Source organism: Mesorhizobium sp. M1027 (genome assembly GCF_040318745.1).
Taxonomy (GTDB): domain Bacteria; phylum Pseudomonadota; class Alphaproteobacteria; order Rhizobiales; family Rhizobiaceae; genus Mesorhizobium.
The window spans coordinates 167,132-191,415 of sequence record NZ_JAMYMW010000013.1 but is presented as its reverse complement, the minus strand read 5'-3'; the positions used below and the strand labels follow the sequence as shown (position 1 = coordinate 191,415).

Here is a 24,284-nt window from a genome sequence, read left to right as displayed (position 1 = left end):
GGATTCAGCCAAAACGCGAACCGCTCTAGCCTAGAAGTCTAGGCTACGTGCGCCTCCGATAGCAGATGACCTCTTCGATAGTGGGTCTCGCGATGTAGCGCTCTCCGCTAGCACCTAATCAATCAAGATCAAGCAGTTGCGTGAGCAACCGCTACCACCAGCCACACTCTGGGTAGACGTCGACGCGCGTCGGAGAGTTTTCGTTAGTCGGCGGTGGCACGCGCCGGCGGGATTGTCTTGATGCGACGCGGGATCTATTTCGCGAGCCAGCCACCGTCAAAGCGTCAAAGGGCAGGATCGCTCCATCACGTACGACGCTGCGCCCGCGCCCAGGTAGGACAAAGTCTATATATTTTAGTTACCGAGCAATCTTCAGCGCGGCCGATGGATAGCCGGAAAGTATCTGTGCGCGCCAAGCATCTTCTTCATTCGGAGCTGCTGTCAGCCTCTTATGAGTGACTCGACGAAACCGGCCCAGCACAATCAGGACAAGACCTCCCAGCAGCCCTGCTATTCCGGCTCCGATTAACATGGTCGGCGTCAGGCCGTCGGCGTGGTGGCGGATGAGGCGCCCAACCCCCGGAATGCGCGCGGAGGGCCACACAAAGAGCAAGCCGCCGATGCCGCCAACAAGCAGTCGGCTGTCCTGCCAAGACAAAAACTTGGCACCCAGCGACCCAGGCCATTCCGACCGCGGCGCCGCAGACAAATTCTACAAACAGCAGTATGCTTGGGACCCCAGGCATGGCTAAGGGAGCTCCACCATAGAATCCTACGTCGCTGGGTCTGCGGACGCTCCGAGTGAGCGCATCGCGCAGAGCCTGTTCCCACAACGCGCCGAGTTGTTGCACGCAAGCATTTCGATATATCCGGAGATCGTAGTGCATGAAGGAGACGAGCCAAATGCCGTCGGCGACTTCGGTGATTCCGAGCCTCTGGCCGGCGAGCACGGTGGAGATGTTGATCTTCTTCTCTTCTTCCTGTGCATGCAGCCGCGCAGATGCCGCCGCAGGGCGGCGCTCCTCCTCACTGTGTCTCGCCGCCGCCACGTCATTGCCAGGCAGCCGAAGGCAAAGGCCCGTGGCCAATTCAGTGGTCCGCGTCCGATGCCACGGCTGATCTCGCAACGCGGTCGGCCTTTCCGCGAGCATAGCTAGGCATCTTGACGGCAATGATGGAGAGAATACCGATGATTGTGCCGGCGATCACATCTATCAAATGATGACCGCCTTCCGGCAGCGTGGCCACAATCATGGCGGCATTCACCAGGGCCAACACGACAAAAAGTGGCCGGATGGTCCGCGCGGCATAGACCACTGCCAATCCAAGTGCCGTGTGGAACGACGGGAACGTGACGAGCCCTGTGCCTTTAGTCACAATTAGATCAAACGGCTCGCCTGATCGCAGCGCCATAAGCACATGATGGTGCCACATTCCGGCATCAGTGGTGAAGTTCGAAAATAGCCCGCGCGCCGGCTTGAAATAGGCATAAGCGCCTTCAGCTGGCGCCAACGCCATCAGTGCGCCCGTGAAGACCGAGGCAACCGCTAGAAGAGCCACAAACTCCAGTGCTCGTTCTCGTTGGTTTCTCACCGCGTGGACTAACAAAACGAGCGGCATTTGAAACGCCAGCACATGATAAGCAAAAACCAGGACGGATGCTGTAGTCGGCTGGTTGGTCGTGGCCAGAAACCACCGCCAGTCGAAACCGAGGCAGGAATCGATAGAAGCTAGAACCGGGTCTGCCAGCGGCCTTGAGGTGGCCGACGCCAGGTACATGAAGACGGTGGTTGAAATGGCGAGCGGTATGAATGCTACTGCGGAAACGACCAGGATTCTCAAGCAGCCACAAAGATGTTTGATTATGCTGGCGATTGGGCTTGTATCAGATCTCAATCTATGGAGGGCAATTGCCGATGCCATCCAAGATGCGCTGAGGACAAGGGCCACCTTGCCTATGTCAACCCAGTTCCTCGGTGAAAAATCGACTGTAGAAAATGGCAACCAAAAAATGTCAATCAGCCCGAAAAGAGCTGTGACCAAGGCAATAGTTACTAAGTGATTTCGAGTTTCAACGTCTCGGTCAGCCAATGAAGCATTCCTAACGCCGCCGTGTAAGATCACCAGGCATGCCCTTACATCTGTACACTGCAGGTCAGCATGGGGCACAGTCACTGCCATCGGCACAATGAGGATAAAGACGGAATGAGCCTTGGCGTGGTCTGCCCATAGGCTTCGTATTCGGGGAACACCGCTCGCAAGACCCTCTCCTCGTTCACGAGCCGCCGATATTGGAAAGCCAGGGCAATCGCGCAGATTGCGACGGTCGCCCATGTCGCGTTGCCGAGAAGAATGCCGAGCAGGACGATCGCTTCGCAGACGTAGAGCGGGTGACGCACGATCTGGTAAGGGCCTGCCGTGACGAGCCGCCTGGCCTGCGCGGTGATGCTGAAGGATCTGCCAAGCCAGAACAGGCACAAGATGCAAAGAGCGAAACCAACTATGGTGGTCAGGTCCGCAACAAACTCGATCTGCGGAGCTGCCTGGATGCGAGGGACCGCGATCAAAGTTGCGGTGGCAAAGCATCCGATGAGCGCAGAGATTCGGGGTTCAACTCCGTGCGCTGTTCCCAGGGGCGGAAGACGCGCCACTGTCATCACAACGACGAGCACGAGAAAGCCGAGAGCGGCGACATCTGCAGTGAGATCGATAATCCACGCCACTGTCCATTCTGCGCGGGCAAGAGCTACCATGAATGTTGCGGCCTTCAAGGTCGCACAGATCGTGAAGTAAAGCGTCATCGCTGCACGCCCGATGAAATCACGTATCTCTGGTGGAGGGAGCTTCATTCATTCTGCCCTTCGGGATCACTGGATAGGCGAGTTGCTCGACGTAAGTTGATGGAATCGGATCATCGACGCCATAGCGCTCCGGGACAGCGTTACCGGGCAGGTACATCGTTCCGAGGAGCGCATCGATCAATGAAAGTTGACCTGCGAAGTTCTTGTCGTATGCGGCGCGCTCGTGAGCGTGGTGCCAATGATGGAACTGGGGTGACGCGATCAACCAGCGAAGCGGGCCGATATTCAGCCTGACGTTGGCGTGCAGCAAAAGCCCGTGGACGTGAAAAATTAGTGCAAACAGGGCGATCGCCGAGCTGCTGAAACCCAACAGATATACAGGCACGAGCGACGCGCTCTTTGTCAGAGCCTGATCAACAGGGTGAACCCTGTGCGCTGCCAACCAGTCCAGTTCTTCAATGCTGTGATGAATCGAATGGAAGCGCCACAAAAAGGGAACGGCATGGAAGGTGCGGTGGGCCAGGTAAAAGCCAACGTCCGCAATGACAATGATCTCTGACACCTGGAGCCAAACAGGTTGCGATGATACTGCGCTGCCGACATAGGCCGGCACCAGCCGCCCCACCGTACTCGTTGCTACCGTGATAGCCGCAATCAGGCCAAGGCTTATCGGGATGCCATTAAACAGCGCATACACGAGATCATTGAAGAAGGCTTTCCTAAATATCTTCTGATGGGGGCGCAGAGCGAACAGGTATTCGATCGGAACGAAGATCAGAACCGCAATTAAGAGCGCTTTGATATTCAGAATGTCCATACGGCGTCCCGCCGGCAAGACGCAATCCAAGCACTTCGCCAATTTGAGCGCAAGCTAATGGTTCTCGGAGATTAGTTGAAAAGGTAATTTGCGCGCCAAACATGTCAGGCTGAGAGCCCGCCTAGTGGATGGAATCTAACGCTTGGTGCCCGCGTTTGACGGCGGCAATGATCTTGTCGGGGTCGGCGATCCAAGAGAAGGGTTTGGGTTGCTGGTTGTGCTCTACGAGGAAGCGGTTGATTGCCGCTTGGAGGTCGACAACGGATTGGAAGACGCCGCGCTTGAGGCGACGTTTCGACAACTTGGCGAAGAAACCCTCGACCGCGTTGAGCCACGAGCACGACGTCGGCGTGAAGTGGAAGGTGAAGCGCTGATGGCGGTCGAGCCAAGCGCGCACCTTGGGGTGCTTGTGGGCGGCGTAGTTGTCGACGACGACGTGGACGGCCTTGCTGGCCGGCATTTGCGCCTCGATGGCGTTGAGGAAGCGGATGAACTCCTGATGGCGATGCCGCTGCATGTTCTTGCCGATAACGGTGCCGTCGAGCACGTTGAGGGCGGCAAACAGGGTGGTCGTGCCATGCCGCTTATAGTCGTGGGTCATGGTGCCGAGCCTTCCCTTCTTCATGGGCAGGCCGGGCTGGTGCGGTCGAGCGCCTGGATCTGGCTCTTCTCGTCGACCGACAGCACGATTGCGTGAGCCGGCGGATCGGCGGATCGACATAGAGGCCGACGACGTCGCGCAGCTTATTGACGAACTGGGGATAGTTGGAGAGCTTGAACTGGCGCCAGCGGTTGGGCTGCAGCCCGTGCGCCTTCCAGATGCGACGCACAGCTTGCGCTGATGCCAGCCGCTTGCGCCATCATGTCGGCGGTCCAGTGCGTCGTCTCGCTCGGCAGATTGACAAGCGTCAGCGCCACCACGCGCTCGGCCACCTCGGGTCCGAGCGCGTGGTCGGCGTCCTCGGCGATTACGGCGGCTGATGATCCTCGAACCAGAATGATGACTGGCGTCGCGAGATAGTTCCCACCGACGGCAAGGGAAAATGCGATGTCATGACGATACGTCCATTGTCCGAGCAAGCCTCCAGGAATGCCCACCGCGTCCGACGTGCCTGGTCAGGGTCCGTGTCGTACCGAAAGCTCCAGTCGGGGTATATGCATTGCATCGGCCAATGCATGAGATCGCCGGAAAACACTGCCCCTACGCCTCGAGATCTCAGGCCGATGGCTACGTGCCCCGGGGTGTGGCCCGGCGTCGGCTCCAGCCACACTTCGCCATCGAGTTCATAATCCATATCGACAAGCACAGCCCGACCAGCCTCGACGATTGGCAGCACATTGTCCTCATAGGTCCGTTCGTCGGCATCGCCGGAGGCGGCCTGTGCGGCCTCGAACTCGCGCCGCGCCATGATGTAGCGGGCGTTCGGGAATGTCGGTATCCAACGCCCGTCCACCAATCGTGTGTTCCAGCCGCAATGGTCGATATGAAGATGGGTGCACAGCACATAGTCGATCTGCTCGGGAGCAACACCTGCATTCGCCAGGCGCGCCAAAAAGGTGCCGTCATTGCGGCGATGCCAATGCCGGAAGTATGCGCACGTCTTGTCGTTGCCGACGCAACTGTCGACCAGAATAGTGTGGTGGCCGGTACGAACCAGAAAACTCTGGATGGGAAGAATAAGCCGGCCGGTTGCCGGCGATATCAATCGGGGCGTGAGCCAATGAAGATGCGGTTCGAGTGCTTCGTCGGTGCAGTCGGGGAACCATTCCGATGGCGTCCGCAGAGGGTCGCACATCTCCAGAATTCTGGTTACCCAGATATTCCCGATTCTCCAATCGTCCATTGATGCGATCCTTCTTCGATCGAGGACGGATCGCTAGATATAACATTTGCGGCAAGATGGCGTCAGACCTTTCTTCCGATAGGAAGACGGAGGCGCTCGCGATGTGGCCGCGCTTACGATCGGGTACCAATCGTTAGATCTTAACCACTAGAACCGTGAGTTGCCATAGATCTGTAGCGCCAGCGTGCAGATAGCAGCGATCGAGATCGGCACGCCGAACGGGACGACGCCTTTGCGGTCCAGATGCTGAACGTAGACGCGGAAGGCCCCTTCGGGCAGCATCAAGGGATTCTTCACGACTAACGCGGTCGCAAGCGCGAAGACCAGCAACAGCACGGAAAACACCAGGAGCCCGCTGCCGCCGATCAGAAACGAAACCACCGCCATCAGTTTGACATCGCCAGCGCCGACCTTGCGCATGGCCCACAACAAGAAAAGCGCCACGAACAGCAGTAGGCCGGCAACCGCGCTCAGGCCCATGTCCCACCACGACCCGCTGAGGATCGACATAACCTGCAGCGAACCCAGCCCAAGACACAAAAGCAGCAGCACGTCACGGTTAGATATTTTTTGGGTCGTGAAGTCGAGCCATGCAATCCTTGCCAGCAAAGGAACCGCTAGCCCCTTCATCAGCAGCGCTCCGGCAAGCAACATGTAGCGCCTTACCGTTCGAGATTCTTCACGCTGGACGACAGGAGTCGCAAATTGTTGGCGACGGTCGGATCGTTGGGAGCCAGTTCGTATGCTTTGAGGAAATTACTGCGCGCGTCCTGCAGCTTGCCGCGCAGCAGATAGGAATAGCCGACATTGTTGTAATATTCGGGCGTTGGCCCAATGAGCCGGAAGGCCTGGCCATAGGCCCTGTCGGCGAGATCGAAGCGGTGGATGCGGTCGCTACAGGCGGCGAGGCCCAGCCATGCGGCACCGTCGTTGGGGGCGAGTTGCGTCGCCTTGTAGAACAGGGCGCCCGCATTGCCATAATTTTCCGAGCGGAACTGGTTCATGGCTTCGGCAACGGCTTGGTCGGAGGCATAGTATTCGACGTCGCTGACCGTCTTCAGTCCGTCGAAGGTATCGCCGAAGGCAGTAAGCTCCACTTTCGCCGGCTCGTTAGTGCGGACGACTCCCGTTGGATCCGTCGCATTCGACTGACATCCGGAAAGCACGACTACCAGCAAACTGGCAGCGGCAACGAGGCACATTGGCCTTTTCATTTTATCCCCCAGGGATCTTTCCGATCCCGTCCCCTGACCAAAGCACATCCCGGTCTAGAAGAAAATGCCCTTCATTCGAATGATCACTGGAAGCATCACAACCATCATCACAACAGGAAAGATGCATAGCCCCAGTGGTATCATCATCTTGACAGGCAAAGCGTTGGCGCGTTCCTCGGCGAAGAGAATTCTTTGTCCCCGCATTTCGTCGCTGTAGACGCGCAAGGCGTCCGTCAAACTGGTGCCGAGCTCTTCGGATTGACGGAACAGCACAGCCAGCGCGCGCGCCTCCTCCAGTCCAACGCGGTCGGATAGTTCGCGCAGGGCCTCGCGCAACGGCTTGCCCGCGCGCAACTGAAGATTCATGATCGCGAGTTGGATACCGAGCCATCTGTGGGTGCCAGCCAGTTCGCTGCCGACACGCTCGACAGCCGCCTCGAGGCTCATGCCGGCATCGGCACAGGTGATCATCATGTCCATGAAATCCGGAAAGCCGCGACGATAAATCTGCTTCTGTCCCTTTTCGAATCGATCGAGAGCAATGCTCGGAATGACGATGCATCCCAGCCCAAGCAGGGCAGAGCCTGCAAAGGTGACAAGACCGGGAAGTCCGGGTGGCAATATCCGCGACAGGAGCGCAAACGTCACGGAAAAGCCAAGACAGACCGCACCAAGGCGCGACAGAGTATAGATCATTGGCGCGCTTGACTGATAGAAGCCGGCGCGAAAGAGCTTTGCGTCCAGCGCGCTGGGCTGGTCGCGTTCTTTTTCGATCGATCTAAAATATGCGTCGACGGGCCGCTGTGCTGAAATCTTGGCCAGTTCTTCCTGGCCCAAAAGCGAGCGGCGGTTAGGAATGCCCTCTGCCATGAGGCTTTGCGCAACCAGCTTCCTCGTCTGCAGCGCCGGCAAGAAGACGAGCGCGCCAACCAGGAAAAACGCTACGGCCGCCAGGAAGACGGCAATGGACACCAGAAGGCTTATATCCTGGGTCACCAACTCTAAAGCTCCGCTCCCTCAAAAATCGAAATTGACCATACGGTACATAATGAAGTCGCCGAGCAGCGCCCAGAACCCGAAAACCAGGAACACTGGCATGATCAAGGGGCTGTCCCACACATCACCGTAGTAGCTGGGGGCCAGGCCCGTGAGGATGGCGAGCATCAAGAGAGGAAACAGGGAAATGATCCACGCGGACATTCGCCCCTCGGCCGAGAGCGCCCTAATCTTCAACCTGAGTTTCTGCCTTTCGCGCAGCACCACTGAGAGATTCGACAGAATTTCGGTAAGATTGCCGCCAGTCTTGGCCTGAATCGACAGCGACACTGACAGCAAATGCAGACCTTCGAAACCGACGCGTTGCGAGAGTTTTCGCACCGCGTTTTCAAGGCTAAGGCCAAAGGTGATCTCGTCGGAAACAATGCCGAATTCGGTGCCCAGCGGATCAGGCATCTCTCGTGCGACAAGGCTTACAGCCACGGAAGTCGGATGACCGGCACGCAGCGAACGCACGATCATCTCAAGGGCATCCGGCAATTGCTTCGCGAATTTCTGGATTCGCCTGGCGCGCGCGCGACGGAGGACCAGAAACGGCAGGACGAATCCGATGAGCAGAAAGATGATCAACGAAACCACGGCGGAGAAGTGCAGCAGGAACGCAAATACCAGGGCCAGAGCCAGTCCACCGAGAGTAAATGTCGCGAGGAACGACAGCGGATTCCCGGTAACGCCGGATTGGGTGTACAGCCTGTTCAGGCCAACAGCATTGAAAAGAAAATCGCCCGAGCTGGTAAGCCCACGTTCTCGCAGCAATCGCTGCAAGGTCTGTTCGGCCGGAGCGTCATCGGCGAGCCGCTTCAGCCGACGGTTGATCGTGCTGACGGTTGAGCGCCGCTTGGAGTAAGTTACATACAGAGCCTCGGCCGCGAGGATGAGGGACGCAGCCGCCAGTACATAGATAAAGTAGAGCAACGTCTGGCCGGTCGGCATTAGAGCGGGACCTGTGGGTTGAACGCGTCCTTGGCGAACTGATGGCCAAGCGTCGCCGCTTCCTGGGCAAAGCGCGGACGAATGCCGGTCGCACGAAATTCCCCAACGATCTGGCCCTCGGCAGTCACATCGCGGCGGACGAAATGGTAAAGTTCCTGAACCTGTACGACATTGCCTTCCATACCGGTGAGTTCTGATATGGAAACAACCCGCCTTCCACCATCGGAAAGCCGTTGCGTCTGCACAATGACGTCGATGGCCGAGGCAATCTGAGCCCGTATTGAATCGTGGCTCATCGGCATGCCAGCCATACCGACCATCTGTTCCAATCGCGATATCGCATCTCGGGGCGTGTTGGCATGAATGGTGGTCATTGAACCTTCATGGCCGGTGTTCATAGCCTGCAGCATGTCGAAGGCTTCCTCGCCGCGCACCTCGCCGACGATGATGCGGTCCGGCCGCATGCGAAGCGCGTTTTTCAGCAATTCGCGCTGGCGAACTTCGCCCTTTCCCTCAACATTGGGCGGACGCGTCTCGAGACGGCCCACATGCGGCTGCTGCAGCTGCAGTTCCGCTGCGTCCTCGATGGTGATCAGGCGCTCCCTGGCTGGGATGTAGCTCGACAAGGCGTTGAGCAGGGTCGTCTTGCCGCTGCCTGTGCCGCCGGAAACGAGGATCGACTTGCGGGCCTGCACGGCAATGCGCAACAGGTCGATCATCGGCTGGCGGATCGAATTAAACGCCATCAGGCCTTCGAGCGAATAGGGATTCTTGGAGAACTTGCGAATCGAGACCAGCGGGCCATCCACCGAGATCGGCCGCACCGCTATGTTGACTCGCGACCCATCTTCCAGCCGCGCATCGACCATTGGCGCCGATTCATCGACGCGCCGGCCGATAGCCGAGACGATCTTGTTGATGACACGTAGGAGATGGGCTTCGTCGCGAAAGCGGATCGCCGTCTCCTCTATGACGCCACGCCGCTCTATGAAGACTCGCTTGTGGGTGTTGATCAGAATATCGGAAATCGAATCATCCTTGAGCAACGGCTCGATCGGACCCAGCCCGAGCATCTCGTCGGCGGTGTCGCTGGTCAATTGGTCAAGTTCGCGGGCGTTAAGCGGCACGTTGCGAGCACGAACGAATTCCCGCACGATGGGGCGGATCTCGTTCAGGATTTCCTCCTTGGACGCACTCTCAAGGGCCGTCAGGTTGAAGCGATCAATCAAGTGGCGGTGGAGCTCGACCTTGAGCGTAAGGAAATCCTCCCCCGGTGATTCGAATTCCGCAGAACGGGAGAGTGCGGGGACTGCCGGCACGATCGGATCGAGCTTCGGCTCGACCCGCGGCTCGCTTGACCCTTTGGTGAACCGGCCCAGCATTTTGCGCTACCCCCTTGGACTCGCCTTCGGGGGTAGTAAACGTTAACCCCGAAGACGGCAGGCACCGAGCACGTTCCCGAACTCAATACTTCTTGCATTTAACATCCAGGTTGAAAAAACATCTCATCTAATCGAACGAGGCGTCCGGCCGCAAATATACAAGGGACTGCCAAAACACCGCCTCGCGTCTTTTTGGCCACGATGGCCCCTTTCGGGCTCCGGCAAGCCCTTGGATATAATGGAATATGCCTATCCGCTAATATCGCCTCGCTTCTGCCATAGAAGCGGCGAAATTGTGAACGGATGGTTAAAAGACAGGCGAAAAGCAGGCAGATTCAATGTCTTGCTGCAGACAGAACCTCGAAACGTTAATACCATTTCAGGCACAGCACAGGTATAAAGAAGTTAAAGAACCGTTAACTTGTTTGACTCTGCTTTTTATCGGCCCCTAGGATTAAGTCGACGGAGGATGCTCAGGTATGCGATTTCATCCTTGGCTCGTCTCGTCAGGGTTTGAACCTCCAAAGGGAGAAATTTGGCATGAAAAAGCTCATGACGATGACCCGGCAGTTTCGCGACGACGAACACGGCGCTGCCATGGTCGAATATACCATCCTGCTCGGCATCATCACTGTCGCAGTGATCGCCACCATCATTCTTGTCGGTGGCTGGGTTGCCGGCCAATGGACGGGGCTTTACGCGCTGTTGCCGTGATCGCTTTAGTCCTACCAACGACGCCGGGGGCTCTCCCGGCGTCGATCCAGGCGATGGGTGAACGGAGTCTGGCGGGGAAAGAAAGTGCGTGCAAATACTGTCATCATGATCGTTCTCGCCGGCGTATTCGGCGTGCTCGCGGTGGTTCTCGCCAATATCTGGCTGACCAGTCAACGCAGTGCTATGGCGAAGACTGACGTGCCGCGCGACACCATCGTGGTCGCGGCCGTATCCTTGAAATTCGGCGACACGCTGTCGGCCGACAAGCTGCGTGAAATCGTATGGCCGGCGGGCGCGGTTCCGGCCGGTGCTTTCAAGACGACAAAAGATCTACTCGCTGGCGAAGGCACAAAGCAGGCGCTGCAGGCGATCGGCGCCAATGAACCCGTTCTTGCCACCAAGATTACCGGTCCCGGCCAGCGCGCCACTCTTTCGGCGGTGCTCGGCGAAGGCATGAAAGCTGTTTCCATCAGAGTCAACGATGTGCTCGGGGTCGCAGGATTCGTTTTCCCAGGTGATCGGGTCGATGTGCTCTTGACCCGCACCGTGCGCAATCCTGGAGGTGCGGACCAGAGTTTCGTCGACGTGCTGTTGCAGAGCATGAAGGTGCTCGCCGTCGACCAGGTCGCTGATGAAAGCACGGACAGTCCGACGGTGGTGAAATCGGTGACTGTCGAGGCTAGCACCAAGGACGCCCAGAAGCTGACGCTGGCCGCCGGTGCCGGCCAGTTGTCGCTCGCGCTTCGCCAGGCAGCCGCCGGCAAGGACGAGATCACCCAACGCATCACGCTTTCCGACCTGACCGGCGAAACGCCGGCCGATGTCGCAGCGAGGCAGGCCGAACTCGCCAGGCAGGCGACGGCCGATGCTGCTGCGGCAGCCGAGCGCAAGCGCGCGGACGACAAGATCAATGGCCTGACTCGGGCCGTCGAACAGGTCGGAAACCGGCTCGACGACTTGAGCAAAGCAAAGCCTGCTCCGGCCGTGACCTCGGCACCCGAAGCGCAAGAGGTCGTTAAGGAAGTGATCAAATATGTGCAGCCGGAGCCGTCAGCCCGTGCGACTATCGGCGTTTTTCGGGGCGTGAAGCTCGAAAAATATGACGTACCGCGACAAAGATAACTCTGGTATGTTGAGATAAAGAGCGTCCGAAGAGCCGCCAAAGGGGGGAATGTAGATGCGAACGGTCCGGGCAACACTGGCAGCCGCCGCGCTGGCCTGTTCGGTGATATTACTGCCGATCGGCCTTGAGGCTACGGCAGCCGATCGCCGTATCGACGTGTCGAACCCCAAGGTCCATCGTGTCTTCCTGCCCATGTCGCAATCGCTGACGATTGAGGTGAATGCCACTCTTGGCGATATCGTCGTCGCCGACGAGAAGATCGCAGATGCCCAGCCGATGACGGACAAGACGCTCTACGTCATTGCCAAGGGGGCCGGTACCACAACCGTCAATCTCTTTTCCGAAGACAAGCGCTCGCTTGGCGTAATCCAGATCGAGGTCGGCGTCGACGTCAACGATATGGCGCAGGCAATTCGGCAGGTAGCGCCCAGATCGCGGATCGATATCGGCTCGGTCAATGGCAAGGTCCGGCTCGGCGGGCATGTGAAAGACGGCGCGACGCTGGCGTCGATCCTGGAAGTGGCCCAGCAATACGGTCCCGACGCGATTATCAATGCCGTTACCGTTGATGACAGCCAGCAAGTGAATCTGGAAGTGCGCGTGCTCGAGGCCAAGCGCAATGCCGGTCGCGACCTTGGTGTGTCGATCAGGAGCACGAACAACAGCGGAACGACCCGAACTGGAACGGGCATTGCCGCCGTCGATGAAGATAACGTGGTGCTCGGACCGGGCGGTCTGCTCACTGGCCTGCTCTCGAACACCAATCCGTTCGCGGCGCTGATCACTCGCGTCATCGACAGCAACATCAAGGTCGATCTGATCATCGAGGCGCTTGAGGCAAAGGGTGTCGTGCGCATGTTGGCCGAGCCCAATCTCACCACGCTTTCCGGCGAGCCGGCCAGCTTCAACGCCGGCGGTGAAGTGCCCATCCGCAGCCTCGACAGCGACGGCCAGATCAACATTGTGTACAAGCAGTTCGGCGTGAATCTGCAGTTCACGCCGATCGTGCTCAACGACGACAAGATCCATATCAAGCTAGCGCCGGAGGTAAGCGACCTGAACGGCTTCACGCCGGCTGGCGACCCGATCTTCACCACCCGCAAGCTGGCGACCGTCGTCGAGTTGCGCGACGGCCAGAGTTTCGCCGTCGGCGGGCTCTTGTCCAGCAAGAATACCAAAATCCAGAGGCAGGTGCCATGGCTGGGCCAAGTGCCGATCGTCGGCGCGCTGTTCCACAATTCAAGCAATCAGAAGGAAGAGACCGAACTGGTCGTCATCGTCACCCCGCATATCGTGCGCCCGGCGAAACCCGGCGAGCAACTGGCGACCCCATTCGACAAGACACGGCCGGCCAACGACCCGGAGTTTTTCGTGCTCGGCCAACTGGAAGTAACCAAGGACATGGTGCGCAAATATGAACTGGGCGAAGGCGTCGTCGGCCCCTATGGCCACATGCTCGACCTGAAATCCAAGGACAAGATGATCTATGTCAAGAAATAGGGTGTTGATCATGCTTTTGTGTGCCAGCGGGTTGGCGGGCTGCGCCGACTATCTAAACCGCTACGACACGGTGACACTGGCCGCAGGCGACACCCAGAAATACAATTCGCTTCTGCAGACGGTCGATCCGCTCAATCCGGCGTCGAAAAAGACCGCCATTGAAGGGGATGGCGCGCGCGCTGCTGCTCTTGCCCAGAGTTATAAGTTTCCACCGCCACCACCGCCGCCGCCGGCCATCACGGTCAATGTCGGGACGCCGAAAGACACGGCGGATTGAACAGAAGGATCAGCGCGTCAGGTAAACAAGGAATCCTGGCGTCAAGGAGCAAAAGAGCAAGGCCATGCTGCGTATTATTCGCGCGTTCTGGCACGATCAGAGGGGAATAGCGCTGATACTGGTCAGCGTCATGCTGCCGGCGATCATCGGATTTTCTCTGCTGGTGATCGACATGAGCCGGCTCAACAATCTGCATAACGATCTGCAGAAGGGTGCTGATGCGTTTGCCCTGGCAGGCGCGGCTGAGCTGGACGGGACGTCGGGCTCTATCAGCCGTGCTGATAGGGCGATCGCTACGCTGGTACGCAATCGATACACCTTCTCGACCGCCGGCCCTCCTCAAACGCTCGCTTCCGCCGGAGTAACACGCCGATATCTTCGCTCATTGCCGGCCACCGACAATCTCCCGATTGTGCCGGCCAATGTGATCACCGACGAGCTGAATGATGCCAAACTTGCCCGTTTTGTTGAAGTCACTGTAGCCCCGGTCGGGTTTGCTGCAATCTTCCCGGCTTCCTTCTTGTCATCCAGCGCCAGCAACAATTTCAATGTCGGCGCAGTCGCTGTGGCGGGCTTCACTTCCGGCGTGTGCGATTTCACGCCGGTTTTTATGTGCAACCCTTACGAGACGGTGAACGGGACGAATGCAGCGGGCGGATTCACACTTGAGCAGGCCGTCTCCAACCCGGCTGTACATCGTCGATTGATCGAACTGAGGAAGGTCGGAAATGGGGCTGCCGCTGGCCCTGGTAACTTCGGCTTCCTCGAACCTCCGGCCGGTGTGGGGAACGGTGCTCAAGCCCTCGCTCAGACGATTGCAACATCAAGGCCGATTGGTTGCTACAGTTCCGCCAACGTTAGCACGAAAACTGGCCAGAACGCCGGCCCAGTGCAAGACGCCTTCAATGTTCGTTTCGGCATTGCATCCAGCGGCAACCATTTCAATAGTGCTGAATACGGTCCAGCCGCGAACGTCCGCAAAGGGGCAATCAAGACCCGAGGAAGCGCAAACCAATGTCCTTCCATGAACCAACTTTCATTCACCCAAGCTGGAACAATGGGCCTTCCACGCGACGCGACCACTCCATACCTCGGCGGCCGAATGGGCGATGGAAATTGGAATTTCTCTGGTTACTGGAGCACCAACTTTGGTTCCGCTGCCTACCCATCTTCATGGAATACGACCAAGCCGACGCGCTATCAGGTCTACCGTTACGAGATATCAGCCGGGTTGGTAGGCATGGCGTCGACTGGTGGAGAGATCGGAACCCCGTCGGCAACTTGCCAACCTCCTGTCACGACGGTTGACCGTCGGTTGATTTACGGTGCGATCCTGAACTGCAATGCACTCCACGCTGCCGGCAGCGATCTGTCCGGCCACAGCACGGATCTGCCGGTGGAAGCTTTTGGAAGCTTTTTACTGACTGAACCGGTTGCGTCGCCATCGGAAGACGCATCCGTGATGGTTGAATTGGTAGACGTTACTGGGGGTGGCGGCCAGGGCACGCTAGACAATTTCCTCCGCGACGAAGCTCAGCTTTACCGGTGATGGCGATGATTGGAATGCTATTGCGTCATCTCGATAGATTTCGATGCGATCAACGCGGTGCAGTGCTCATCGAAATGACGCTGATCACGCCGCTGATGCTGATTTTGGCGGGTGGCGTGTTCGAGTTCGGCAATCTGATTCACGAAAAACTCTTGATGGAGGCCGGACTTTCAGATGCAAGCCGGTTCGCCGCGCGCTGCAACAGCCAATTGTATACGCAAGCCGGGCTTGCGGCGATCAACTGCGCCGACATCGCTGCAAACATCGCTGTGTTCGGCAATGCCGCGGGAACAGGCAGTGCACGCGTCAGCGGCTGGCAGAAATCGAATGTGACGGTGACAATCGCCGCCTCCGGTTCCTGCCATGACGCTGTGGTTGCCGGCGTCGCGCAATATCGATCAACCACCGCGCAGGTCTGTATCGTCAGGGCTGCGGGTACCTTGGCGTACGGCGGGGTCGGCATGCTATCGATCATCGGCATCGGCCCGATCACGTTGAACGGCTCTCACGAGGAGCGGCTGATCCGGTTCTGACCATGTTCAAGCGTTTTGCGGATTCGGACGACGGCGCGGCGATGGTCGAAATGACCATCGTTTCGACGCTGCTGTTTGCCCTTGTCCTCGGTTTCATCGATTTCGGTCACGCCTTCTACCAATGGAACGCTGCTACCAAGGCGGTCCAACTCGGCGCCCGGCTGGCCTCGATTTCAGACCCAATTGCGACGGCCCTTGCAACTGCGGCGCCGACGACGACACCGGGTGCGCCAGTCGTTGCCGCGGCATATGGCCCCTTCGTCTGCAGATATACTGCTGGCACAGGAGCTTGCACCAACGGCGGCACATTCAATGCCGCCAACTTCAGCCGTATCTTCCGCGGGGACACGGCAAACACCAACGATGATGCCTGCCCCCCACTCGCAGCAAATCAACGGCCCGGGATGTGCCACTTCTTTCCGCGCTTGCGCCGCGACAACGTGGTGGTCACCTATAGCGCCACTGGCTTGGGCTATCAGACCCGGCTGGGCGGACCGGTGCCGACAATCACCGTAGGTCTTCAAAACGTGACCTTTCAGTTCTTCTTTCTGCAAGGGCTGATGGGCTTTGCGAACGTCACCATGCCGTCCATGCTAAGCACGGTTACCGGCGAAGACCTGAAGAGCACATCACCATGAACGCCATCAACACCAAGGTTCTCCCAACCAAACGAAAGCAGGTCGCCCTGTTCTCGTCGGATTCACAGTTCAAGCACGACGTGGCGACGCGGCTCGATGCGCTGGCGATTTATGACGTCCGGATTTCCGAAACGGATGACTTTCTCAAAGGCCCGACCCCCGACACGCGGCCGGGCATCGTAATCCTCGACCTTGCCAATGGCGAGTTGCTTGGTAAGCCCGGCATTGTCGAGGGGCGCGCCCTGTGGGCGGCCGTGCCGCTGATTGCGGTTTCCGACGAGCTGACCTCTGAACAGACGCGCATCCTGGTGCGGATGAACGCCTCGGACTGGCTGCACAAACCAGTCGATGCCAAGGAGCTTCTGAATGCGGTCACCTTCCACGACACCGGCAACCAGGGCACCAAGAGCCGCATCACCACCTTTATCGGCGCTAGCGGCGGCGCCGGCGCTACGACGCTCGCTTTGTCAGCGGCGGAGTACCTGGCCTCGAAATCCATCGAACGTGCAGCTTCGACCTGCCTCGTCGACCTCGATTTCCAAAGCGCCAATTGTGGCGCCTATGTCAACCTCTTCAACCAGTTCGACCTTGCCGGCATCATCGGGCAGCCGGAACGACTCGATGTCGAACTGATGGACGTCATCAAGCTCTCGCGCCCGTCAGGCCTGACGCTGTACGCCTTCGAAAGGCCGCAACTGCCATTCGAGCCGCAGGGCGCGGATTTCGTGTTCCGGCTGCTGGACCTTGTCGCCTATCGCTTCGACGACATCGTCATCGACCTGCCCAACATCGAAACTCCCTGGCAGAATCCTGTGCTTTCCACGAGCGACGCGATCTTCATCGTGTTCGAGCTCAACGTCGCGTCGCTGCGGCAGGGCAAGCGGCTCTACAAGAAGATCCGCGATTTGCGCGGCAATTCGGTGAACATCACGCTGGTCGCCAACAAGCACAAGTGCAAATGGTTCGGCAACCATTTTTCGCGCAGCGAACTCGAGAAGATATTCAAGGCACCGCACATCAAATCGGTTGCCCTGGACAATGCGCTGCTGACCGATGCGCTGAACCGAGCCATCATGCCTTCCGAAGTGGACGGGCGGGCACGCTTCAACAGGGATCTGAAGCGGATTTTCAAAGAGAGGCTCGATGACCCTGCCCGGTAGATACCGCTTCCTTCCGCTGCTTGCAGGCGCGTGCATCATGGGCCTGGTATTGGGGGCATCGGCCTGGGACTGCGCCGATGCCCGCTCCGCGCTATCGGACCAGCCGCCGCTGCCAGCCATGGGCCCCAGCCTGCGCAAGTTCGTTGTTTTCCAAACCGCGGAACAGCCGGGCACGATCATTATCCGCAAGCAGGAGAAGGCGCTCTATCTTGTGACCCGAGAGGGTGAGGCGCTGCGCTACCAGATCAGCGTCGGGCGTGACGGATTTGGCTGGACCGGCACCGTTGAAGTGGGGGCGAAAACCGAATGGCCGGAATGGCGCCCACCAAGAGAAATGCGCGCGCGCCAGCCGGAGCTGCCGGATATGGTGCCGGCCGGTCCCTACAATCCGCTCGGCGCACGGGCGCTCTACTTATCCCGAGACGGACACGACACGCTTTATCGCATACACGGCACCAACGACCCTTCAGGCGTTGGCTTCGACGGCACATCGGGATGCTTTCGTCTTACCAACACCGATGTGATCGATCTTTTCAGGCGCGTCTCGGTCGGTGCAAAGGTGGTGGTCCAATGACGATGATTAGCGACCCGGACATGCCGGCGATCGACATTGGGCCGGCGACCCAACCTATAGAGCAAGCTGTCGCTGGGAAACCGAGCAATGCCAGGATGATCGGCGTTGTCGCTGCAGGCGCCTTGCTGATCACAGCCGCAAATCTAACAGCCGCGTTCTATCTCTTCCGCGGCATCAACGATCTGCGCTCTGTCGAAGGGAGGCTGGAACAGCTCGGATCGTTCGAGCAACGGATTGCGGCCCGGCTCGACACCGTCAATAACGGCTTTCAAAGCCGGTTCGAAAAACTGGACAATCAACTGCAGGGTAGCTTCAGCCAGATCAACGGCAGCATTGCCCGGATTGAACAGAACTTACCGCTGGTCCACGACGACGTTTCTAGCGTGGCGGAGCCTCTTGTTGAGACGACCAGCGCCACGGCGGAGCCGCTCAGCGATCTCGATGGTGAAGAAGCGACCGAACACAGTATCGTCGAAGCACCACGCCCGCCCAAAAGGAGGAGCGCAGCACCGGTGCCTCCTGCCCCAAGCTCCTCCTACCGGCGCATAGAGCAGCCTGACGGCAAGGTGTATTATCGCAAGATCGATTAGAGCGGGATACGGGAGCGTAGGGAATGCTTGCCAGACAAGATCGTCCGCCACTTTTGGCGTCGCGCGTGTCGCGACAGACGAATCGACGCTCGAAAGGGAGGCAAGACTTATTCGGTCATTCGGGGGCATGATGTGCTCAGTCGACATCGAGACGGGTCGCAATACGACTCTGAGTTACCTTTTGAAGCCGATCATCAAGGCGTCAGGAGATCATGAGTGAGCGATATCGCCACCTCTCCTCCCACCAATCGTGATCGGCTGCTTCTAACGATCACGAAAGAGGATTTCGGGCTGGAATTCCGGGTGGTCGCGCGTGGCGGCATACGCCGCGGCATCCGTCTGGAAAAGGCTTTTTGGATATCTCTGAAGCAGATGGCTGAAAGTAGGAAATGCACGATCGGCATGCTGATCGAGGAGATCGCCGAAAGTGCGACCAACACTGGTAACCTGACATCGGCGATACGGGTGGCCTGCATAAACAGGCTCGCCGATGAAAACATCGTCCTGCGGAAGCTTGCATCGATCAGGACGATCAATGCCATATTGCTTGCCTGCCCCTCGCCCGCTTTTGCCTTGGCGTCATCGAAGAAGATCCTGACGTTCAATGCTTCGTTCCAGCAATTGGTCAAGCGTCAGTTGCCGATCGGAGCAAACAATGATGCACGACTAAATCTCAAGCTGGCGCTGGATCTTAATGTCGCCGACATCTTTGCCCAACTCGACGCCGGCGAAGTACCGATCGCCAGCGGCTTTGTAATCGGGGCCGGCGAACTTCGGTATCGAGGTCAATTGAATATAGTACGGGCGCCCGTACCCGAACCGGAGTTGCTGATGGCGTTCGTCAACAGTTAGAGCTGCGGCCTCCGGGGAGCGAGGCTCAATCCGGGATGAAGATGCTTCGTGTCATTTAGGGCGAATAGGAACTGTCTGCGAGCCTTCGCTTGGACCCGACCGCTATGGCCAGCACGACGGCCCACGCCGTTTGGCAGGATCGGATTCTACCATCGCCAATCAACCGAATTCATTACAATGAAGGGCGACAACCTCGAAGAGAGAGGGCATGACGACGTACTGGCGCCAGAGAAGGCTTGGCGAGCGTAAAAACGGAATTGGATCCGAACTCGGGTGATCATCGCGCAGATCCGCGTGGAAAAGCTACGCAAGCTGCAAGAAGAAATATCGCAGGATCGAAACACATGTGTTGGCTGCAAAATAGTAAGCTTCCTCGATCCGCGAAGGTAATTGCCGAGGCTGAGCACGCCGAACGTACCGAAAAAACAGCAAGACTGAGATCGCTTCGGATGGCAGCTCAAAGTGACCTGAAGGTTACGTTCGTCGAGGAGCTCGATTGCTCTTTACTTGTCGCGGCACTGACTAGAGGCGAATTATCGGCTGAACCTCCCGACGGCCTGAATGATCGCATTGGCAGGGGCCGAGCAAGGACAGCGGGCAAAAACCAGTATTCCTCCGCGCTCGCCAATTCGGATTAGCGAGTGTTCCCTCGTCCGATGATTCAGAAGGCGATCTTGACACCCGGCTTGCCGCTGACAGTGGAACTGTCTTGAGACCACCTTGCCGCGAATTTCACTGCTGGGCGTGGTCGATTGAGCGTTGAACCCAGACGACATTGCGACATTGCGACGAGAAGTCTGCGTCTTCAAACTCACTCTTCGCCCTCAACGCTTGCCGTGTTGGAATAGCCGAAGCGCTCCTGGATATCCGCTCGCGCATACGGGCTGATCACCATACCGTCGCCGAACAGAAAATCGGCGTAAACTCCAGGTTCGAACTTGACTGCGCCAAACGACAAACGACTCTTTCGATACGAGACCTGAGCCCGTCAACAGCGCAGCCTTGGCAAGTTATTGGCTACCCTGCAGACGGGTCATTGGGCCCATTTCCATCATCGATGCCGCAGCTTTGATGTTCGCCGCACCTTGGGTTCGCACGCCTACAAGTTCGGTCTCCATGCTGTTCTCGATTGGCTGCGGCGAAGCTTTGCGCGCGATGCTCCGTTACAGGAAACGGCTTGAACGCTCCCCGCGCGGCTTGGGGCCGGCTCGCTTGGGCTGTTCTGTCTGGCGACAGCGGCTGTTTCACGCGAATTTTGCAAAAAAATGAACTGGTGCATTTGAAAAAGGATCTCGTGCTGTAGGCACCGCAGCTATATCCCTCGATTGGGTGATTAGCCGCTGGCGGTCTCCCGACTGGAACCCCGAACACTTTGCGAATTGTTGGCGGATCCGACAGGACTCTGAGGCATAGCTAAGATCGCTTTAGCTCGCGCCCGAGCATGTTCCCGTCTTCGATCATCTGCGCGGTCATCCCGCATCTTCTATGACATGGGCTTCAACGGAACCGGCATTGCACAGACGCCCATCGGCGGCCGCGTGCTCGCCAGTCTGGTGCTCAGCGCAAGGACCGGCGGAGCGCCAGCGGTCTTGTCGGCATCGACCGGCGGCTGCATTGCCTCCAGAGCCGTTCCGCTATCTCGGCGCCAGACTTGTACGCGGCGCAATCCGGCGCAAGAGCGACATCGAGATCCGCAATCGGAACCCGGATGTTCTCACCCGTTTTCTTGCGCAGCTTACGCCGAGGCATCGCAAGCAGTAGTAGTCGTGCCCAGCAGTCCGCCTGGGCTGTCATTCAGCCGAGCCGATCCCGATGGCCGATGTTGTTGTAGGCAAGCGAAGAGACATACGACACGTCAATATCCGTGCATGGCCTCAACCTCGGCATAGACGCGCTGCAATTCAGCTCCAGCCAGACCGTCGCGGCCGGAGATCAGACGGCCTCGCGGTTGCGGTGAACCGCAATTGAATTACGCTCCACCAAGCGGGCCGCCAGCACACGGTGCTCGAAAGGCAAACTGGCCTCCCCTAACCTCCTCAAGAGAAGCTCCGCCGCCGCCGCTCCGATCAATTGTGCTGGCTGCGCGATGGCTGTGATGCCGTGGGCCACGAATTGCATCCAGTCGAGATCGTCGAAGCAAAGCAGCGAAAGGTTTCCCGGGATCGCAAGCTTCAGTGCCGATGTCGCCTCCAGAACGCCTGTCGACATCACGCCATCGGCGGTAAACAGGGCGGACGGCGCATTGCGCATTGTCAGCAGGTCGAGTGCCTCCTTGCGGGCCGCCTCGCTAGAATAGATCGCCACGCGGCGGATCAACTGCGGATCCGGTGTAATGCCCGCAGCGCGATGGGCTTCGAGGTAACCCAATAGCCTTTGCCAGCTTGGATGATGATAGCGAATATCAGCGCTGGAGAGATCGGCGTTTGCCACAAACGAGCCAACATCATCGCGTTGGCCCGGTCCGAGCTCCGCCAGAATTCCGATGCGGCTGTGTCCGGCGCCGATCATCGCCGCGATGCTGCTACGCGTTATGGAAACATTGTCGACCACCACTGTATCGGTTTCCAGGCCCGCGACCATGCGGTCAAACTGCACGACGGGACAGCGGGCTGCGACTGCCTCACGAAGATGATCCGGTTCGTCCACGAAAGTCGACGAGACAACTAAACCGTCGACCTGCTTTTCCAGCAGGAGCTGCACCGCCTCTCGCTCGAGTTCGGCATTTTCGTCACTATTCGTGACGATAACCCCGAAGCCGCCACAGCGCGCGACATCCCCTATTCCGCGCAGGACGCTGGCATAGAAGGGGCTTTCGATGTCGCCGACGACAACTCCGATAGTCTGCGTCTTACCGGTGATCAGGCCTTTGGCCAGGCGATTGGGCCGATAGCCCAGCGCAGCTGCCGCGGCGCGCACCTTCTCCTGAACCTCGGGGCTGCTGTAGCCGTACCCACCAAGGACACGCCCGGCCGTGGCGGAACTCACCCCGGCCCGGCGAGCGACCTCTATGATAGTTGCGTTTTTCGACGATCTTTGAGTCACTCGGCAAACCCCGCCGCCCATGCGCGCGTTGTGACGGGGACCTAGCGGCAGTTAAGCCCGCGCCGCAAGGCCGAACACCGAAGCACCCGCCGTTGCGCACACCATTGCAATCACAGCACCTCTGACAGAAAGCGCCGAAGACGTGGACTCTGCGGATTGTCGAAAAGGTCCTCTGGTCGTCCTGCCTCGACTATCCGCCCCTCGTCCATGAATACGACCTGGTTCGCGACTTTGCGAGCGAAGTTCATCTCGTGTGTAACGACCACCATCGTCATCCCGCCCCGCCCGAGGTCGGCCATCAAATTCAGGACACCTTTGACCAATTCCGGATCGAGGGCACTGGTGACTTCGTCGAACAGCATAACCTCAGGTTCGAGGGCCAGGGCGCGCGCGATGGCCACCCGCTGCTGTTGCCCACCCGAGAGATTAGCCGGCCGATGATCTTTGCGCTCCAGCAGTCCGACTTCATTCAGCCTCGCTAAGGCCGCCCCCTCAGCCTCCTCGCGCGACATGCGTTTAACTTTGCGCAGCGCCAGGGTGATGTTGGCGAGGGCGCTGCGGTCGGGAAACAGATTGAACTGCTGGAAAACCATGCCGACGCGCCGCCGGAGTTGGTCAGGGGTCTGTTTGTAGATGCTTTCGCCATCGAGCAGAATGTCACCGGCTCGACACTCTACGAGGCGGTTGAGGCAACGCAGCAAGGTCGACTTGCCCGAGCCGGACGGCCCGATGAGGCAGGTGACGGTCCCGGGCTGCACTTTCAGACTGACGTCATGGAGCACCTGGACGACGCCGTAGGCCATGTCGATATTCTTGACCTCGATGCCGCCGCCCTTGAAGCGTGTGGGCGCCGCTGCAGGCAACGTCGCTGCGCCCGGCACGATCGCTTCGGCAAGCTCGGCGACTTCCTTGAGGCCGCTCTGCACAGCGGTGACACGTTTGCCGACGCGCATGCGAGCGTCGATGTAATTGACGAGGTGGGTTAGCGGCACCGTGATCACGAGATAGAACACGCCGGCCAGCAACAGTGGTGACAGATTGCCGGTCAGCACGGCCTGGTCCTGGCCGACGCGAAACAGTTCGCGTTCGGAGGCGAGCAGGCCAAGGAAATAGACCAGGCTGGAGTCCTTGACGTTACCGATGAACTGGTTGACCAGTGCAGGCAGGACGCGGCGGATGCCTTGCGGGATCACCACCAGGCGCATGCCTTGGCCGTACGTCATACCGAGAGTGCGCGTTGCGTCGATCTGACCACGCTCGACGCTCTGAATACCGGCGCGAAAAATCTCTCCGATGTAGGCGCCGGCAATCAGGCTGAGTGCCAGAATGCCCAGCGGATAAGGCGATGGACCGAACAGATCTCGGCCCAACCGCGCGAAGCCTTGGCCAATAATCAGGATCGTGACAATGGCGGGAAGCCCGCGGAAGATATCGGTGTAGACTCGGGCAAGGAGTTTCAGCGGCCGGTTTTCGGAAATCCCCATGACAGCGAGGACGATACCGATCAGCGTCCCGAAAAACGTCGAGGCAAGGGCCAGGATCAAAGTGTTCTTGAGGCCGACCATCACCATGTTTGGCAGAACTTCTGCCATCGCCTGGAAATCAAGGAAGCTGCGGGCGAAGGTATCGAACCAGCTCATATCAAGTCCATCTATAACTCGGCCGGGCACCGTTGCTCACGGGCC

24 protein-coding genes and 2 pseudogenes are annotated in these 24,284 nt (G+C 58.7%); 12 read left to right on the top strand and 14 right to left on the bottom strand.

Features of this window, described 5'->3' with window-relative positions; genetic code table 11:
- Positions 1-872: 872 nt before the first annotated feature.
- A pseudogene (locus NKH50_RS29020) lies at positions 873-971 on the bottom strand (transposase); the annotation flags it as partial.
- A 118-nt stretch (positions 972-1,089) separates the two neighbouring features.
- On the bottom strand, positions 1,090-1,779 hold the full coding sequence (locus NKH50_RS24000) for a phosphatase PAP2 family protein (RefSeq protein WP_352881364.1): 690 nt from the start codon (positions 1,777-1,779) through the stop codon (positions 1,090-1,092).
- On the opposite strand from NKH50_RS24000, the gene NKH50_RS23995 reads away from it, so the two are divergent.
- On the top strand, positions 1,778-2,062 hold the full coding sequence (locus NKH50_RS23995) for a hypothetical protein (RefSeq protein ID WP_352507989.1): 285 nt from the start codon (positions 1,778-1,780) through the stop codon (positions 2,060-2,062). The genes NKH50_RS24000 and NKH50_RS23995 overlap by 2 nt on opposite strands.
- A 109-nt stretch (positions 2,063-2,171) precedes the next feature.
- Here the strand turns inward: NKH50_RS23995 and NKH50_RS23990 are convergent, their stop codons facing one another.
- The 9 genes and pseudogenes from NKH50_RS23990 to NKH50_RS23950 all read right to left on the bottom strand — a co-directional run bounded on the left by NKH50_RS23990 (position 2,172) and on the right by NKH50_RS23950 (position 10,047).
- On the bottom strand, positions 2,172-2,801 hold the full coding sequence (locus tag NKH50_RS23990) for a methyltransferase family protein (RefSeq protein WP_352881361.1): 630 nt from the start codon (positions 2,799-2,801) through the stop codon (positions 2,172-2,174).
- Between the two features lie 19 nt (positions 2,802-2,820).
- Complete coding sequence (locus NKH50_RS23985) at positions 2,821-3,618, bottom strand: sterol desaturase family protein (protein ID WP_352881358.1); 798 nt, start codon at positions 3,616-3,618, stop codon at positions 2,821-2,823.
- Between the two features lie 121 nt (positions 3,619-3,739).
- Positions 3,740-4,563 (bottom strand): annotated as a pseudogene (locus NKH50_RS23980) (IS630 family transposase); the annotation flags it as partial.
- A 23-nt stretch (positions 4,564-4,586) separates the two neighbouring features.
- Positions 4,587-5,414, bottom strand: coding sequence for an MBL fold metallo-hydrolase (locus NKH50_RS23975; protein WP_352881355.1), 828 nt, complete (start codon positions 5,412-5,414; stop codon positions 4,587-4,589).
- Between the two features lie 195 nt (positions 5,415-5,609).
- Positions 5,610-6,116, bottom strand: a complete 507-nt coding sequence (locus NKH50_RS23970; protein ID WP_352507993.1) for a prepilin peptidase — start codon at positions 6,114-6,116, stop codon at positions 5,610-5,612.
- An 8-nt stretch (positions 6,117-6,124) separates the two neighbouring features.
- A complete protein-coding gene (locus NKH50_RS23965) occupies positions 6,125-6,676 on the bottom strand; it encodes a tetratricopeptide repeat protein (RefSeq protein ID WP_502906909.1) in 552 nt (183 codons plus the stop codon).
- Positions 6,677-6,730: 54 nt separating this feature from the next.
- Positions 6,731-7,546, bottom strand: a complete 816-nt coding sequence (locus NKH50_RS23960; RefSeq protein ID WP_352881350.1) for a type II secretion system F family protein — start codon at positions 7,544-7,546, stop codon at positions 6,731-6,733.
- A 147-nt stretch (positions 7,547-7,693) separates the two neighbouring features.
- Positions 7,694-8,665, bottom strand: coding sequence for a type II secretion system F family protein (locus NKH50_RS23955; RefSeq protein WP_352881348.1), 972 nt, complete (start codon positions 8,663-8,665; stop codon positions 7,694-7,696).
- Entirely contained in the window at positions 8,665-10,047 is a 1,383-nt protein-coding gene (locus NKH50_RS23950; protein WP_352881346.1) for a TadA family conjugal transfer-associated ATPase, read from the bottom strand. The genes NKH50_RS23955 and NKH50_RS23950 overlap by 1 nt, the downstream gene beginning before the upstream one ends.
- 540 nt (positions 10,048-10,587) lie before the next feature.
- On the opposite strand from NKH50_RS23950, the gene NKH50_RS23945 reads away from it, so the two are divergent.
- The 11 genes from NKH50_RS23945 (at position 10,588) to NKH50_RS23895 (ending at position 19,557) form a co-directional block, all read left to right on the top strand.
- Positions 10,588-10,761 carry a Flp family type IVb pilin gene (locus NKH50_RS23945; protein ID WP_352507998.1) on the top strand — a complete coding sequence of 58 codons (174 nt, stop codon included), beginning with the start codon at positions 10,588-10,590 and terminating at the stop codon, positions 10,759-10,761.
- Between the two features lie 84 nt (positions 10,762-10,845).
- Complete coding sequence (cpaB, locus tag NKH50_RS23940; RefSeq protein WP_352881344.1) at positions 10,846-11,883, top strand: Flp pilus assembly protein CpaB; 1,038 nt, start codon at positions 10,846-10,848, stop codon at positions 11,881-11,883.
- A gap of 55 nt (positions 11,884-11,938) precedes the next feature.
- Positions 11,939-13,384: a type II and III secretion system protein family protein gene (locus tag NKH50_RS23935; protein WP_352881342.1), complete on the top strand. Its 1,446-nt coding sequence runs from the start codon at positions 11,939-11,941 to the stop codon at positions 13,382-13,384.
- 10 nt (positions 13,385-13,394) lie between these two features.
- Complete coding sequence (locus NKH50_RS23930) at positions 13,395-13,661, top strand: hypothetical protein (protein ID WP_352508001.1); 267 nt, start codon at positions 13,395-13,397, stop codon at positions 13,659-13,661.
- A gap of 64 nt (positions 13,662-13,725) precedes the next feature.
- A complete protein-coding gene (locus NKH50_RS23925) occupies positions 13,726-15,210 on the top strand; it encodes a TadE/TadG family type IV pilus assembly protein (RefSeq protein WP_352823769.1) in 1,485 nt (494 codons plus the stop codon).
- Positions 15,210-15,743 (top strand): TadE/TadG family type IV pilus assembly protein, encoded by a 534-nt coding sequence (locus NKH50_RS23920; protein WP_352685437.1) that lies wholly within the window; start codon positions 15,210-15,212, stop codon positions 15,741-15,743. Before NKH50_RS23925 ends, NKH50_RS23920 begins: the two co-directional genes overlap by 1 nt.
- 2 nt (positions 15,744-15,745) lie before the next feature.
- A complete protein-coding gene (locus NKH50_RS23915) occupies positions 15,746-16,381 on the top strand; it encodes a TadE/TadG family type IV pilus assembly protein (RefSeq protein WP_352881340.1) in 636 nt (211 codons plus the stop codon).
- Positions 16,378-17,541, top strand: coding sequence for a CpaE/TadZ family protein (locus tag NKH50_RS23910; RefSeq protein ID WP_352881338.1), 1,164 nt, complete (start codon positions 16,378-16,380; stop codon positions 17,539-17,541). The genes NKH50_RS23915 and NKH50_RS23910 overlap by 4 nt, the downstream gene beginning before the upstream one ends.
- On the top strand, positions 17,525-18,115 hold the full coding sequence (locus NKH50_RS23905) for a L,D-transpeptidase (protein WP_352881336.1): 591 nt from the start codon (positions 17,525-17,527) through the stop codon (positions 18,113-18,115). Before NKH50_RS23910 ends, NKH50_RS23905 begins: the two co-directional genes overlap by 17 nt.
- Complete coding sequence (locus NKH50_RS23900) at positions 18,112-18,705, top strand: hypothetical protein (protein ID WP_352881334.1); 594 nt, start codon at positions 18,112-18,114, stop codon at positions 18,703-18,705. The genes NKH50_RS23905 and NKH50_RS23900 overlap by 4 nt, the downstream gene beginning before the upstream one ends.
- A gap of 216 nt (positions 18,706-18,921) precedes the next feature.
- Complete coding sequence (locus NKH50_RS23895; RefSeq protein WP_352881332.1) at positions 18,922-19,557, top strand: ribbon-helix-helix domain-containing protein; 636 nt, start codon at positions 18,922-18,924, stop codon at positions 19,555-19,557.
- 811 nt (positions 19,558-20,368) lie between these two features.
- Here the strand turns inward: NKH50_RS23895 and NKH50_RS23890 are convergent.
- The 3 genes from NKH50_RS23890 to NKH50_RS23880 form a co-directional block, all read right to left on the bottom strand.
- Positions 20,369-20,515: a hypothetical protein gene (locus NKH50_RS23890; RefSeq protein WP_352739441.1), complete on the bottom strand. Its 147-nt coding sequence runs from the start codon at positions 20,513-20,515 to the stop codon at positions 20,369-20,371.
- A gap of 974 nt (positions 20,516-21,489) precedes the next feature.
- On the bottom strand, positions 21,490-22,620 hold the full coding sequence (locus NKH50_RS23885; RefSeq protein ID WP_352706336.1) for a LacI family DNA-binding transcriptional regulator: 1,131 nt from the start codon (positions 22,618-22,620) through the stop codon (positions 21,490-21,492).
- Between the two features lie 89 nt (positions 22,621-22,709).
- On the bottom strand, positions 22,710-24,239 hold the full coding sequence (locus tag NKH50_RS23880; RefSeq protein WP_352881330.1) for an amino acid ABC transporter permease/ATP-binding protein: 1,530 nt from the start codon (positions 24,237-24,239) through the stop codon (positions 22,710-22,712).
- Positions 24,240-24,284 lie beyond the last annotated feature (45 nt).

Coding starts and splice junctions, on each gene's coding strand:
- NKH50_RS23885 (WP_352706336.1), bottom strand. CDS start 22,620: ATGGGCGGCGGGGTTTGCCGAGTGACTCAAAGATCGTCGAAAAACGCA.
- NKH50_RS23925 (WP_352823769.1), top strand. CDS start 13,726: ATGCTGCGTATTATTCGCGCGTTCTGGCACGATCAGAGGGGAATAGCG.
- NKH50_RS23910 (WP_352881338.1), top strand. CDS start 16,378: ATGAACGCCATCAACACCAAGGTTCTCCCAACCAAACGAAAGCAGGTC.
- NKH50_RS23930 (WP_352508001.1), top strand. CDS start 13,395: ATGCTTTTGTGTGCCAGCGGGTTGGCGGGCTGCGCCGACTATCTAAAC.
- NKH50_RS23960 (WP_352881350.1), bottom strand. CDS start 7,546: ATGGCAGAGGGCATTCCTAACCGCCGCTCGCTTTTGGGCCAGGAAGAA.
- NKH50_RS23935 (WP_352881342.1), top strand. CDS start 11,939: ATGCGAACGGTCCGGGCAACACTGGCAGCCGCCGCGCTGGCCTGTTCG.
- NKH50_RS23995 (WP_352507989.1), top strand. CDS start 1,778: ATGAAGACGGTGGTTGAAATGGCGAGCGGTATGAATGCTACTGCGGAA.
- NKH50_RS23985 (WP_352881358.1), bottom strand. CDS start 3,618: ATGGACATTCTGAATATCAAAGCGCTCTTAATTGCGGTTCTGATCTTC.
- NKH50_RS23970 (WP_352507993.1), bottom strand. CDS start 6,116: ATGTTGCTTGCCGGAGCGCTGCTGATGAAGGGGCTAGCGGTTCCTTTG.
- NKH50_RS23990 (WP_352881361.1), bottom strand. CDS start 2,801: ATGACGCTTTACTTCACGATCTGTGCGACCTTGAAGGCCGCAACATTC.
- NKH50_RS23880 (WP_352881330.1), bottom strand. CDS start 24,239: ATGAGCTGGTTCGATACCTTCGCCCGCAGCTTCCTTGATTTCCAGGCG.
- NKH50_RS23955 (WP_352881348.1), bottom strand. CDS start 8,665: ATGCCGACCGGCCAGACGTTGCTCTACTTTATCTATGTACTGGCGGCT.
- NKH50_RS24000 (WP_352881364.1), bottom strand. CDS start 1,779: ATGTACCTGGCGTCGGCCACCTCAAGGCCGCTGGCAGACCCGGTTCTA.
- NKH50_RS23965 (WP_502906909.1), bottom strand. CDS start 6,676: ATGAAAAGGCCAATGTGCCTCGTTGCCGCTGCCAGTTTGCTGGTAGTC.
- NKH50_RS23945 (WP_352507998.1), top strand. CDS start 10,588: ATGAAAAAGCTCATGACGATGACCCGGCAGTTTCGCGACGACGAACAC.
- NKH50_RS23915 (WP_352881340.1), top strand. CDS start 15,746: ATGTTCAAGCGTTTTGCGGATTCGGACGACGGCGCGGCGATGGTCGAA.
- NKH50_RS23920 (WP_352685437.1), top strand. CDS start 15,210: ATGGCGATGATTGGAATGCTATTGCGTCATCTCGATAGATTTCGATGC.
- NKH50_RS23905 (WP_352881336.1), top strand. CDS start 17,525: ATGACCCTGCCCGGTAGATACCGCTTCCTTCCGCTGCTTGCAGGCGCG.
- NKH50_RS23975 (WP_352881355.1), bottom strand. CDS start 5,414: ATGTGCGACCCTCTGCGGACGCCATCGGAATGGTTCCCCGACTGCACC.
- NKH50_RS23900 (WP_352881334.1), top strand. CDS start 18,112: ATGACGATGATTAGCGACCCGGACATGCCGGCGATCGACATTGGGCCG.
- NKH50_RS23950 (WP_352881346.1), bottom strand. CDS start 10,047: ATGCTGGGCCGGTTCACCAAAGGGTCAAGCGAGCCGCGGGTCGAGCCG.